At 73.3% G+C, this 12,481-nt stretch carries 15 protein-coding genes; 7 read left to right on the forward strand and 8 right to left on the reverse strand.

What is annotated here, in order from left to right:
- The 3 genes from AB0M20_RS08515 to AB0M20_RS08525 all read right to left on the reverse strand — a co-directional run.
- On the reverse strand, positions 1-1,863 hold a 1,863-nt coding region (locus tag AB0M20_RS08515), incomplete at its 3' end, for an AAA family ATPase (RefSeq protein ID WP_364295885.1).
- Positions 1,830-2,033, reverse strand: a complete 204-nt coding sequence (locus tag AB0M20_RS08520) for a hypothetical protein (RefSeq protein ID WP_364295887.1) — start codon at positions 2,031-2,033, stop codon at positions 1,830-1,832. The genes AB0M20_RS08515 and AB0M20_RS08520, both read right to left, overlap by 34 nt.
- A gap of 155 nt (positions 2,034-2,188) precedes the next feature.
- Complete coding sequence (locus AB0M20_RS08525) at positions 2,189-2,653, reverse strand: MarR family transcriptional regulator (RefSeq protein WP_364295889.1); 465 nt, start codon at positions 2,651-2,653, stop codon at positions 2,189-2,191.
- A gap of 61 nt (positions 2,654-2,714) precedes the next feature.
- Between AB0M20_RS08525 and AB0M20_RS08530 the strand changes: the two genes are divergently transcribed.
- A complete protein-coding gene (locus AB0M20_RS08530) occupies positions 2,715-3,359 on the forward strand; it encodes a hypothetical protein (protein ID WP_364295891.1) in 645 nt (214 codons plus the stop codon).
- 16 nt (positions 3,360-3,375) lie between these two features.
- The gene (locus AB0M20_RS08535) at positions 3,376-3,771 is read left to right on the forward strand and encodes a VOC family protein (RefSeq protein WP_364295893.1); all 396 of its coding nucleotides are present in this window, start codon (positions 3,376-3,378) and stop codon (positions 3,769-3,771) included.
- Here AB0M20_RS08535 and AB0M20_RS08540 read toward each other — a convergent pair.
- Genes AB0M20_RS08540 through cpt form a run of 4 tightly spaced genes read right to left on the reverse strand, consistent with a single transcriptional unit; the run spans position 3,740 to position 5,897 of the window.
- Positions 3,740-4,072: a transcriptional regulator gene (locus tag AB0M20_RS08540; protein ID WP_364295913.1), complete on the reverse strand. Its 333-nt coding sequence runs from the start codon at positions 4,070-4,072 to the stop codon at positions 3,740-3,742. The two genes, AB0M20_RS08535 and AB0M20_RS08540, sit on opposite strands and share 32 nt — an antisense overlap.
- Before the next feature lie 38 nt (positions 4,073-4,110).
- Positions 4,111-4,800, reverse strand: a complete 690-nt coding sequence (locus AB0M20_RS08545) for a hypothetical protein (protein WP_364295895.1) — start codon at positions 4,798-4,800, stop codon at positions 4,111-4,113.
- A 32-nt stretch (positions 4,801-4,832) separates the two neighbouring features.
- Entirely contained in the window at positions 4,833-5,324 is a 492-nt protein-coding gene (locus AB0M20_RS08550; protein WP_364295897.1) for a glutathione peroxidase, read from the reverse strand.
- A 39-nt stretch (positions 5,325-5,363) separates the two neighbouring features.
- A complete protein-coding gene (gene cpt / locus AB0M20_RS08555) occupies positions 5,364-5,897 on the reverse strand; it encodes a chloramphenicol phosphotransferase CPT (RefSeq protein WP_364295899.1) in 534 nt (177 codons plus the stop codon).
- Positions 5,898-5,961: 64 nt separating this feature from the next.
- Between cpt and AB0M20_RS08560 the strand changes: the two genes are divergently transcribed.
- From AB0M20_RS08560 to AB0M20_RS08575, 4 genes are all read left to right on the forward strand, one after another.
- On the forward strand, positions 5,962-6,873 hold the full coding sequence (locus AB0M20_RS08560) for an aminoglycoside phosphotransferase family protein (protein ID WP_364295901.1): 912 nt from the start codon (positions 5,962-5,964) through the stop codon (positions 6,871-6,873).
- A gap of 61 nt (positions 6,874-6,934) precedes the next feature.
- Positions 6,935-7,846 carry an ROK family protein gene (locus AB0M20_RS08565; protein WP_364295903.1) on the forward strand — a complete coding sequence of 304 codons (912 nt, stop codon included), beginning with the start codon at positions 6,935-6,937 and terminating at the stop codon, positions 7,844-7,846.
- Entirely contained in the window at positions 7,843-8,634 is a 792-nt protein-coding gene (locus tag AB0M20_RS08570) for an inositol monophosphatase (RefSeq protein ID WP_364295905.1), read from the forward strand. Before AB0M20_RS08565 ends, AB0M20_RS08570 begins: the two co-directional genes overlap by 4 nt.
- A 49-nt stretch (positions 8,635-8,683) precedes the next feature.
- Complete coding sequence (locus AB0M20_RS08575; protein ID WP_364295907.1) at positions 8,684-9,124, forward strand: VOC family protein; 441 nt, start codon at positions 8,684-8,686, stop codon at positions 9,122-9,124.
- Here AB0M20_RS08575 and AB0M20_RS08580 read toward each other — a convergent pair.
- A complete protein-coding gene (locus AB0M20_RS08580; RefSeq protein WP_364295909.1) occupies positions 9,105-11,714 on the reverse strand; it encodes a LuxR family transcriptional regulator in 2,610 nt (869 codons plus the stop codon). The two genes, AB0M20_RS08575 and AB0M20_RS08580, sit on opposite strands and share 20 nt — an antisense overlap.
- Before the next feature lie 106 nt (positions 11,715-11,820).
- On the opposite strand from AB0M20_RS08580, the gene AB0M20_RS08585 reads away from it, so the two are divergent.
- Positions 11,821-12,481 (forward strand): SDR family NAD(P)-dependent oxidoreductase (locus AB0M20_RS08585; RefSeq protein ID WP_364295911.1); only part of this gene is annotated, 661 nt, incomplete at its 3' end.

Consider the following 12,481-nt stretch of genomic DNA (forward strand, 5'->3'; position numbering starts at 1 on the left):
GCTGGTGGAGACGGGCTCGACGCTCTTCGCGCGGCCGCCGCCCGCCGCCGAGGGCCGGGTGATCCTGGCCGGCCTCGTCGACGAGGCCGAGAAGGCCGGCGAGGTGGGCGGCTCGCCCTGCACCAGCATCTCGAGGGCCCGGGCGGCCAGCACCCACTCGCCCGCCTTCTCGGCCTCGTCGACGAGGCCGGACAGGATCTCCCGGCCCTCGGCGGCGGTCTGCGGCCGCTCGATGAGCGTCGAGCCCTTCTCCACCAGCGCCGCCAGCCGGACGGCCGGCAGGTCGAACTCCTCCGCCAGCGCCAGCGCGCGGTCGGACCAGAGCACCGCGGCATCGGGTTCGTCCCGCAGATACGCCGACTGCGCGATCGCGGTCATCGCCCTCGCCTGGTCGGCACCCGGCGGGAGCTGCGCGATCAACGTCTCGATGTGCCGCGTCAGCGCGCGCATCTCGGCGGTCTCCCGGGACTCCCAGGCGATCCGGACCAGCAGGTACAGCGACTCGGCCCGGTCGGTCGCGGTGCCGGCGAGGTCACGCCAGCGGCGGCCGTACCGCAGCGCGTCGTCCAGCAGCCCGGCCAGCCACGCCGCCCGGGCGGCGGCGGCGATCAGCTCGGTGTCGTCGGGCGCCTCGTCCAGGCCGGTCTCCGCCAGCTGCAGAGCTTGGTAGGCGGAGCCGATCGAGAGGTACAGCGCGGAACCGCGGCGGGCCGCGGCGATCATGTCGTCGTACCGGCCGGCGCCGCGCGCGTGGTGCACCACCATGGCCGGGTCCGAAGGGCCGCCGCCGTCAGCCCCGGCCGGGTGGCCGGCCGAGCGACGCAGGAGCACGTCCAGCGCGGCCTCGTGCAGCCGGCGACGCTGCCGGCCGAGCATCTGGTCGGCGATCGCCTCGCGCACCAGCGCGTGCCGGAAGGCGAACTCGTCCTCTCCGGACTCGACGAGCACACCGCGGGTGACCAGGTCACGCAGCACGGCGACCAGCTCGTCCTCGCCCGTCGCCGTGACGCCGGCGAGCAGGTCGAACGGGACGCGCTGGCCCAGCACGGCGGCGGCCTCGACGATGCGGCGGCTGTCCGGGTCGAGGTCGTCGACCTGGCGGCGCAGCACGTCGGCGAGGCTCCACGGCAGCGGCTGCTCGACCAACGCCTCCACGTCCTGCGCCGGCAACGCGCGCAGCAGCTCCTCCAGGAAGAACGGGTTTCCGCCGGTGCGATGGTGCAGAGCGGTCGCGGCGCGCATCGGCGCCGGGGCGCCGGTGACCGCCGCCAGCAGCGCCGCGGTCTGCGCGGCGGTGAGGCGATCGAGTCGTACGTGGGTGACGGCATGCCGGCGTTCCATCCGGGCCAGCAGGCCGGCCACCGGGTGGCGGTGGGTCACCTCATCCGGCCGGTACGTGCCGATGAGCAGCCTCGGCCCGCGTTGCTCGGCGATCCGCTCGAACAGCGCCGCGCTCTCCGAGTCGGCCCAGTGCAGGTCCTCGAAGACGAGGATCGCGGGTGCGTCGCCGATGAGGTCGGCCAGGATGGACAGGCCGGTGTGCAGACGCTCCACCGGGCTGCGCCGGGCGTCCGACAGGGCCGCCAGATGCTCCTCGTCGACCTCCACCCGGCCGTCGATGGCGTCCAGGAGCACTTCGTACGGCCGGGACAGCGAGCCGGGCTCCGCCTGGCCGACCAGCACCACCGTCTCCGCCGGCACGGTCGTCAGCAGCTCGCGGACCAGCCGCGTCTTCCCGATGCCCGGCTCCCCCGCGATGAGCGCGACCGCCGGCTCACGCGACGAAGCGAGCTGCGCCAATCGGCGCAGCTCGCTGTCCCGCCCGATCATCACCGGGCTGGCACCACCGCGGACGGCTCGCACGACGCAAGATTACCGGCGGGATGTCCGCGGACGACTTCATTTTTCTTGGCTTTGCGGGCCTTGCGGGCCTCGCGGGCAATGGTCAGCAGGTGGTGCTTCTCGGCGTCGGCGATCAACTCACGGTGGTGGTCGTTCGCCATCGTCAGAAAGACCATCGGGTGCATCATCATGGCTCGTCTCCTCGTCAACCGGTGATGTCTCCATCCTGGGCTGACCGGAGCGCTGTCACATCGGACGCACCCACCTATCTTCCCTGGTCAAAGGCGCTTAGGAGAGGCGTGCGGGCGGCCTAGGCATACCTAGGGCATACCTAGGCGTACCTGGGTCAGCGCCGGTCGGCCGGGTCCGTGGCGATGATCCGGTCCAGGGCCTGCCGCAGTTGCACGACGACGTCGGCCCCGATCGCGTCGTTCAGCCACTGGTCGAAGTCGCCGATCACCCGTTCGCCCGTGTCGATGGCCCGCCAGCCGGCGTCGGTGAGGCTGACCCGCCTGGCCCGGCCGTCGTCGGGGTCCGGCGCGACGGTCACGTACCCGTGCGCGGCGAGATAGCGGATCAGCTCGCCGACCGCCTGCTTGGTCATCCGGGTGCGCCGGGCCAGCTCGGTGACCCGGGTGCCCTCGGGGTCGATGGCCATGAAGACGGGCGCGTGGGCCGAGCGCAGGTCGGGAAAGCCGGCCGCTCGCAGCGCCGCGTCGAGCTCGGCACTGAGCCGTTGCCCGGCCGCGGTCAGCAGCGAGCCGAGCGGTGTCGGGGCACCGAGAAACGGATTAGTAAGGCGCTTGACCATTTCGTCTCCGTACCCGTAGCGTGCTGGTAAGGCACCTTACCAACTAGCGGAGGTGGAAGCGATGCGGTGGATGGATGCTGCCCGGCGATTCGGCGGGCTGCTGTGGGTGGCGGCCGGCGTGGTGTTCCAGCTGGTCATGCTGGGCCGGGTGCGGCCGGGTGTCATCACGCTGATCTTGATCGCGGCGACCGTGCTCCTCGCGGCCGCCGTCGTCACGGCGCGCGGCCGGCCGCGACGACTCGTCCGGATGCTCGGCAGGCTGGCCGCAGTCTTGCTGGCCCTCGACTTCGCCGGAGCCGTCGCCGACCGGTTCGGGCTGTTCGGCACCGAGGGAGCGAGCTGGGGCAGCTGGGACGCGTTCGTGTCGTACACCGGGCGGCTGCTGCCGTTCGTACCCGACTCCCTCGTCGGCGTCGCCGCGGCCTCGGCCACCGCGGGCGAGATCGCGCTCGCGATCTGGCTGGTCTCCGGCCGGCAGCGGCGCTGGGCCGGCAAGGCCGCGGCGGGCCTGCTCACGGTGTACCTGGTGGCGATGGGCCTCGCGATCGGGCTGACCGAGGTGGCGCGCTTCGCCCTGCCGATCCAGATCGGCGGCGCCCTGCTCGTCTCGGCCATCCCGGCCCGCCGGAGCGCGCCGGCGGCCGACGGCACTCCCGCAATCGACGCCGGCGAGCCGATCCCACAGCACGCGCGGCGCGGGCAATAGGTGCAGAGTGAACACCATGCCCGTCGGACGTCTGCACCACCTGATCGTCGACTGCCCGGACCCGGCCGCCTCGGCCCGATTCTGGAGCGCGCTGCTCGGCCTTCCGATCACCCATGACGACCCGGATTTCATGGTGGTGTCGGCCGACACGACCACCTCCGGCACGGCATTTCAGCGCGCGCCCGATCAGCGACCGCCGACCTGGCCCGATCCGGACGTTCCACAGCAGATGCATCTCGACGTCATGGTCGACGATCCGGCCACCGCCGCCGAGGCGGCGGTGGCTCTCGGCGCCCGGCCGTTGCCGGGAAACCACGTCTTCGCCGACCCGGCCGGCCATCCGTTCTGCCTCATCCCACGTCCGGGCTGGGCCCCGCCGGTCAACCCGGAGGCGTCTCCACCCGGGCGATGAGCTGCTTCAGCCGGCCGATCTCCTCGGCCAGCGCGGTGGCGCCGGCGGCGGTGAGGGTGATCCAGGTGCGGGCGCGCTTGCCCTCGTACCCCTTCTCCACCTCGATCAGGCCGGCCTCCTCGAGCACGCTCAGGTGCTTGGAGAGGTTGCCACCGGTCAGGTCGAGCTGAGTGCGCAGATAGCCGAAGTCGACGCGGCGTCCTTCGTGGACGATGGTGAGAATCCCCAGCCGGACCCGCTGATGCACCACTTCGTCCAGCCCGGTGACCGGGTGCGCGGCGTCCGGGTCGGAGGCGTCCAGGTGCGCGGCGTCCGGGTCGGAGGCGTCGGCCACGGCGGTCACCGGCTCCGCCGGCCGGCCATCGCGAAGCCGGCCGCCCCCAGCAGCAGCACGACGCCGGCGATGACCTGCGGCACCGCGAACCCGGCCCGGATCCCCCAGGGGGGCGAGCTCCAGCCGTCGCCCATCGGCAGCACCAGCAGCACCAGCGCCAGGTAGCCGATGGTGAACGCCAGCAGCGCGACGTTGCGCTCCAGCCGGGCCAGCACCAGCAGCGCGACCCCGATCACGCCCCAGGGTGAGACCAGCCGGTCGAGCACGAACCACCAGTACGGAAGCGGGTCGAGGGGTGCCGGGTGGCTGGGGAAGTAGAGGCGCGCCGCCACCCACGCGGCGGTGAACACGACGGTGGTCGCGGCGCCGGTGATCGCGTACGGCCACACCCGGGCGCCGACCCCGCGCGCCCGCGCGGCCCGCACGTACCAGAAGGCGATGGCCGCATATGCCAGCAGCAATGCCGCCGGCCAGTAGTACAGCACGCCCTGTCGCGCGAATCGGCAACCGCCGTCGGCGGAGCACTGCACGTCCGCGCCGAACCAGTCGAACGGGATCCCCACGAGCGTCACCACGGCCAGCACCAGGAGCGCGCCCCAGGTCATCCGCTGGTCGCGACGCACCCGGTGCGCGAGAGCCCGCACGTCGGAGAGCAGCCGGTGGGGATCGCCGGCCGGCATCGATTCAGTGGTCATGCCAATAGGTTTCCACAACAAACCTGTCGGCGCTAGTGCGAGATCAGGGCGGCCTCGATCGCGGAGACGACCTGGTCGTCCTCGGGCTCGGTGCCCGGCCCGAACCGGGCGACCACCTCGCCGGACGGGCCGACGAGGAACTTCTCGAAGTTCCAGCGGATGTCGCCGGTGTAGCCGTCCGCGTCCGGGAAGTCGACCAGCTCGGCGTAGAGCGGATGCCGGCCGGCGCCGTTGACCTCGACCTTCTCGGTGAGCGGGAAGGTCACGCCATATGTGGCCGAACAGAACTCGGCGATCTCCTCGGCGCTCCCCGGCTCCTGCCCGCCGAACTGGTTGCACGGAACGCCCAGCACGGTGAAGCCGCGACCGGCGTACTTCTCCTGCAACCGCTCGAGACCGTTGTACTGCGGCGTCAGGCCGCACCTGGAGGCGACGTTCACCACCAGGGTCACGACACCGGGCCGGGGAGCGAGGTCGGCCGACGGGTCGGTGCCCCCGGAGATCGTCACGTCAGAGATCGTCATCGGTCCAGCGTAGGTCGCCGCGGCCCGGCACGGTCGCCGTCACCCGAGCCGCGCCGCGATGGCCCGCGCACACTCGACGGCTTCGGTGTGCGTGGTGTCCACCTCCACGTCGTAGCGGACACCCTCGTGAACCACCGTCGCCTGAGCCGCGGCCATCCCCCGCGCCCGGTCCCCGCGGGCGATCTCCCGGCCCGCGGCCACGCCGGCCTCGCACCGCACACCCACCCACAGCACCCGCAGCCCGTCGAGGGCATCCGTCCACCGCTGCTGGGAGGCGGCTCCACCGAGGAAGACGTCGTCGACGACGACGCCCACGCCGGCCCGGGCCACCTCGGCCACCCCGCGCATCCAGGCGGCCTCCACGATGCGGAACTGCGGCCCGATGCTCACCCCGCCGCCGGGATCGATCTCGATCCCCGAGGACGTCGTCCGCAGGGACGGAGGCATGGCGTCGACGAGGCCGTCCACGCTGAACGCGAGCCACGGATCGGCCAGGATCGCCTGAAGGCACCGCACGATCCCGGACTTGCCGGAGCTGGATCCACCGTTCACCACGATCACCTGAGTCGTCACCGGGCCAGCGTAGGACCACATCAAATCGGTTGCCGGCGGGCCCGCGGCCCGTGACATTGTGCGCGTGACCTCTGCTCCCGTCCCGATGCCCGATCGCCGGCTGGTCGACCTGAGCGTGGTGCGACGGCTGGTCGCCAGCCAGTTCCCGCAGTGGGCCGACCTGCCGGTCCGGCCCGTCGACACCAGCGGCTGGGACAACCAGACCTTTCGCCTCGGTGACCGCATGTCGATACGGCTGCCCACGGCTCGGGAGTATGCGCTGGCCGTCGACAAGGAGCACCGATGGTTGCCGGTGCTGGCCCCGCAGTTGCCGCTGCCGATCCCCGTACCGCTGGTCAAGGGCGAGCCCGGCGAGGACTTCGCCTTCCCGTGGTCCATCTACGAATGGATCGACGGCGAACCCGCCGGTGCCGCCACCGTCGGCGACATGGTTGCGTTCGCCGGCCGCCTGGCCGCCTTCCTCGTGGCTCTGCGACACGTCGACCCGGCCGGAGGGCCCGGGCCGGGGCTGCACAACTGGTTCCGCGGCGGGCCGCTTGAGGTCTACGACGCCGACACCCGCCGGGCGGTCGAGGCCCTCGACGGCCACGTGCCGAGGGACGAGGTCCTGGCGGTCTGGCAGGCGGCCCTCGACGCCCGCTGGGACGGTCGGCCGGTGTGGTTCCACGGCGACGTGAGCCTGGACAACGTCCTGGTCCGCGACGGCGAGGTGGGCGCCGTCATCGACTTCGGCACGTGCGGCGTCGGCGACCCCGCGTGCGATCTGGCGATCGCTTGGAGGCAACTGTCAGGGGCGAGCCGCGAAGTGTTCCGCGCCGGGATCGGCGTGGATCCCGGCACGTGGGCGCGCGGGCGAGGCTGGGCGCTGTGGAAGGCGCTGATCGACTACGCCGCCGGGACCGCGGCGGCGAAACGGGTCATCGACGAGATACTGGCCGATCACTCGGGTCCTCGCTCGCCTTTCGCGGCCGCCTGATCTGATCGGTGCCGCTCCCACTCGACAGGCTGCCGCGACGTCGTGTCGATAGCCTGGGGCCATGCTGATCGGGGTGGACTGGGGAGGCACCAAGATCGAAGCAGCCGCGCTCGACGCGGACGGCGTGGCCGTCGACCGCCGCCGGGCGGACACCCCTCGATCCGACTACGAGGGCTGCCTGCGGCTCATCGCGGACCTGGTGGAACAGATCGAGACGGGTACGGGCGCGCCCGGCACGGTCGGCGTCGGACTGCCGGGCTCACTGGACCCCCGGACCGGGATCGCCAAGGGCGCCTCCTCGACGTGGATGAACGGACGCCGGGTCGAGGAGGACCTCCGTCGCGTGCTGGGCCGGGAGGTCCGCACCGCGAACGACGCCGACTGTCTCGCCGTCTCGGAGGCGGTCGACGGCGCCGGCCATGGCCACCGCGTCGTGTTCGCGGTGATCCTGGGCAGCGGCGCGGGCGCCGGCATCGCCGTCGACGGCCGCGCCCACCACGGTCCGAACAACGGCGCCGGCGAGTGGGGCCACAACCCGCTGCCGCTGCCGGACGTCACCGAGCTCCCGGGACGGGCGTGCTACTGCGGCCGGCACGGCTGTCTCGAGACGTGGGTGTCGGGCCGGGCGTTCGCCCGCGATTACCGTACCCATGCCGGTGTCGATCTGGCCGAGCCGGTTACCGTGAGCGGGGCCGAGGTCATCGCGCGGATGCGTGCCGGCGACCGGCTCGCGCGGCTGGTGTGGGACCGATACGTCGATCGTCTCGCCCGCGGCCTCGCACTGGTCGTCAACGCTCTGGACCCGGATGTCCTGGTGATGGGAGGCGGAATGTCGAACGTCGACGAGCTGTACGCCGATCTGCCGCCCCGATTGGCGTCCCGGGTGTTCTCCCCGGTGTTCTACACGCCGGTGGTCCGCGCCCGGCACGGCGACTCCAGCGGTGTTCGCGGCGCGGCCTGGTTGTGGCGATGACGGCGGCCGCCGGCCTGCGGGACCGATACGACGCGGGACGGGCCATGGTGCTGGCCGGCGGTGAGCTGGCGGCGTCCTACTTCGCCCGGCTGGACGACCTGCGGGTGACCGCCAAGGGCGTGCAGGACGTCGTCACCCAGGCCGACGTGGAGGTCGAACGCCTCCTGGCCCGCGGGATCGCCGAGCGGTTCCCGGACGACGCCTTCCTCGGCGAGGAGACCGGCGCCGCCGGCCTGGCGGAGTCGCGCGGGGTGTGGGTGGTCGACCCGATCGACGGCACGCAGCCGTTCGTCAGCGGGCTGTCCAGCTGGTGCGTGTCCATCGCGTACGTGTACGACGGCGTTCTCCAGTTCGGATTCGTGCACAATCCCCCGCTCGGCGAACTGTTCGAGGGCGGGCTCGACCGTCCCGCGATGCTGAACGGGGCACCGATCACGCCCCATGCCGGCCGGGCGGTCACGGACGGACTGGTGGCACTCGGCTATGCGCCCCGGATCCCGGTCGACGCCATCCTTCCGGTGATGGAGCGCCTGCTGCGCAACGGCGGGATCTACTACCGCAACGGTTCCGGCGCGTTGATGCTGTGCTACGTCGCCTGCGGCCGGCTGCTCGGCTACATCGAACCGCACCTCAACTCGTGGGACTGCCTCGGCGCGCTCGCCGTCGCGCGGGCCGCCGGCGCCCGGACCAACGACTACCTCACCGGCGACGCCCTGCTCGCCGGCAACCGCATCGTGGCCGGGCCGCCGGCCGTCTACGACGCCCTCGACGCGATCCTCGGCCGATAGGGGATTTCCCCGGCGCGACGGCCGGCCCCGGGCGGGCATCGTCGAGCCCATGACCACACCGAACATCCTCGGCATCTCGCACATCACGCTGACGGTCCGCGACATCGCCGCGGCGACCGACTTCTGGACCGGCGCCCTCGGCTTCGACCTCGCCATCGAGCAGGAGGCCTTCCGGTTCGTCGTACGCCGGGAGCTGCCGGTCGCGATCTTGCTGGTGGGGCACGGCTCCGGCACGTTCGACGAGCACCACGTGGGCCTCGATCACCTCGCCTTCGCCGTGCCGGACGTCGAGTCGCTGCGGCAGTGGGAGCAGCGGATGAAGGAGTACGGCGTGCCCTACACCCCCATCGTCGACGGCGACGGCGGTCACCACCTCAACCTGCGCGCCCCGGACGACCTGCCCATCGAGCTCTACGTGATCAACGAGACGATGGCCACCGCGATCGGTCTGGGCTCCACGGCCGAGGCGGTCAGCCGCGTGGCGTACTGAGGTCACGGGCCAGCTCGGTCCGCGTCCGCAGGCCACGCTTGCGCAGCACGGCGCCGACGTGGTGCTCCACGGTCTTCGGGCTCAGGAACAACGCCGTGGCGACCTCCTTGTTGGTGCGGCCCTCCGCGACCAGCAGCGCGACCCGCGTCTCCTGAGAGGTCAGCGCGCCGCCGTCGCCGGTCCGGGACCGCGCCCGTTCACCGGTCCCGGCCAGCTCCTCGGCGGCCCGCCCGGCCCACAGCGTCAGGTCCATCGCGGTGAACCGCCGCGCGGCCTCGCGCAGCCGGGCCCGGGCGTCGATCCGGCGGCCGGCGCGGCGCAGCCGCATCCCGTGGAGCAGCAGGGTTCTCGCGGTCTCGGTCTGGTCCACCCCTGCGGCGTGGCATCGCAGGGCGGCTTCGAAGGCGTCGTCGTCCACCTCCGGGGCGACGAGCGCGGCGCACCGGTGCACCCGTGCCGCCGTGTCGGCATCCGGCTGCTCCGGCTGGGCCGCGGCGAATCGGGACGCCAGAGCACGCGCGTCGGCGTCCCGGCCGAGCCGCAGGTAGGCCTCGACCAGCATGGGGGCGACGCCGAGCGGATCGAGGTGCCGGCCGACCCCGCCGTACACCTCGATCTGTTCCTCCAGCACCCGCACCACCTCGTCGAGATCGTCGCGGCACAGCGCCACCGTCGCGATGCTCAGCGCCAGGTGCGGGGGCGTGACGGCCATCCCGGCCAGATCCGCCACCTCGCGGGCCCGGCGGATCATCGCCGCCGCTTCCTCGTGCAGCCCGCGTCCGGCGCACTCGACGGCCAGCGTCTCGTGGGCGACACCGGGCTCGGTCGCGTAGCCCAGCGCGTCGAGTAGTTCGACCGCTTCGCCGGCCATCGCGTACGCCCGCCGGTGCTCACCCAGCCACGCCAACCCACCGGCCACGATGGACAACCCGAACGCGAGCCGGCCGAGTGCGCCCGCCTCACGGGCCCGGTCCAGGCGCCGATCGACGTACGCCCGGCCCGCCGCCGGATCCATCAGCCACCGCACCGCCAGCAACGCCACCACCAGCTGAGCCGGATCGTCGCGCAGGGCCGGATCCGACTCGAGCAGCGCGACCGCCTCGCGGACCAGCGGCACCCCCAGGTCCGGCCGGCCCGCGACGACCTGCGCCGCCCCGCTCAGATAGGCGGCGAGCATCGCCTGCTCCGGGTCGTCGCGATCGGCTGCGGCCACCGCGCGCCGGGCGGCGTCGGCCATCCCGGCGGGATCGCCGAGCATGTACCGCAGGTGCGCCAGATCGGTGAGCGTCCGCAGCAGAGGCCGCCCGGTGGCCACCTCGGCCGCCCGGGCCAGCAGCTCCGCCGAGCGCCGCAGGCTGCCCCGATACTGCTCCCGCCGGCCGAGGGCGCCCAGCGCGGCCGAGCGGGCGGCGGGCCCGGCGGACGGGGCGTCGAGCACCTCGCGGGCCAGCCGGTCCACCCGGTCACCGTCGCCGGCCATGAACGCGTCCCCGGCCGCGGCCGCGAGCCGGTCGGCCCGGACCGCCGGGTCGGCGGTGAGCCGGGCGGCGCGTTCGGCGGCGGTCGAGGCGCTGCCGTAGCCGCGGCGGGTGCGGTCCAGCTCGGCCGTGCGGCTCAGCTCGCCGGCGAGTTGATCGTCCGGCCCGGTGGCCGCCTCGGCCCGGTGCCAGGTGCGTTCCGGGCCGGGTGGCAGCGCCTCCGCGAGGGCGGCGTGCGCGGCCCGGCGCTCCGCGGCAGTGGCCGACAGGAGCGTGGCGGCCCGGTGCAGCGGATGCCGGAAGGTCCAGCCGTGGGGTTCGCGAGCACACGCACTGAGCAGGGCCGCCCATCGGTCCTCCGTGGACAGTGCGGTCAGCTCCCGGGCGTACACCTCTTGCAGCCGGTCCGGCACCGGCAGCACCGCGGGCAGCTCGGCGGCGCCGGACCGTTGCGGACGGGTCAGCCCGCGGCCGGCCTCCTGCAGAGCCAGCGCATTGCCGCCGGTCTCGGCGACGAGCCGGTCGACCACCGCCGGGGCGAAGCCGGGCCCGAGCATCTCGGCGGCCGCCGCCGGGGTGAGGCCCGGGGGACGGATCACCAGCAGGCCGTCCAAGGACGCCGGCGCGGGAAGGTCGTCGCGGCGGGTGATCACCACCGTCACCGGGTCGCGGTCCAGCCGGCGGGCCGCGAAGAGCAGCGCCTCGGCCGACTCCCGGTCCAGCCACTGGAAGTCGTCCACCGCCAGCAGCAGGGGCTGCCGTTCGGCGGCGGCGGCGAGCAGGCTGAGCAGCGCGGCACCGACCAGGAACCGGTCGCCGCCGGCGCCGGCCCGCCAGCCGAGGGCGGCGGCGAGGGCGTCCGCGTGACCGGCGGGCACGGCGTCGAGGTGCTCGCGCAGCGGCCGGACGACGGCGAGCAGACCCGCGTACGTGAGGGTGCTCTCCGACTCGTACCCGCGAACCGGGAGAACCAGGCGGCCCTCGCCCCGGACCTGGTCGCCGAAGGCGTCCAGCAGGGCCGACTTGCCGATCCCCGCGGCACCCTCGACGACCACGCCGGTGGTCGCGCCGCCCAGCGCGGCCAGCTCGTCGTCCCGCCCGGCCAGCGTCATCGGATCAATCTGTCACAACGGCCCGGGTCGCGGCGCGCGTCGGCGGACGATGCCGGCGGCCCGGCTGCCTATCATCGGGCAAACCCCGAAGCTTGGTGGTGCGGCAATGAGTGAGTTCCCCCGCGGCCTGGCCGCGTTCTCCCTGCAGGACCGCAAGGCCCTGATCACCGGCGGCAACCGCGGCCTCGGGTACGCGTTCACCAGGGCGCTGGCCGACTGCGGCGCTTCGGTCGCGTTCATCGGGCGCGGCACCGACGCCAACCGGACGGCGGTCGAGCGGCTCGCGCACGACGGCGTGCCGGCCCATGCCATCAGCGCCGACCTGTCCCGCGACGATGACGTGCAACGCGGGGTCGACGAGGCCGTCGAGGCGCTCGGCGGGCTCGACATCGTGGTGAACAACGCCGGCACGTGCTTCCACAACCCCGCGTGGGACGCCACCGACGAGCAGTGGCAGCAGGTGTTCGACCTCAACGTCCGCGCGGTGTGGAAGGTCAGCCTGGCCGCCGGGCGTCATCTGCGCGCCGGCGGCGGTGGCAGCATCGTGAACATCGGCTCCATCTCGGGACTGATCGTCAACCGGCCGCAGGCGCAGGCTCCGTACAACGCCTCCAAGGCCGCCGTGCACCAGCTGACCAAGTCGCTGGCCGCGGAGTGGGCACCCGACAACATCCGGGTCAACGCCGTGGCGCCCGGCTACGTCAAGACCGAGATGGCGCCGGTCGACCGGCCGGAGCTGCGCCGGATGTGGATCGAGGACGCCCCGC

Source organism: Actinoplanes sp. NPDC051633 (assembly GCF_040681735.1).
Lineage (GTDB): Bacteria > Actinomycetota > Actinomycetes > Mycobacteriales > Micromonosporaceae > Actinoplanes.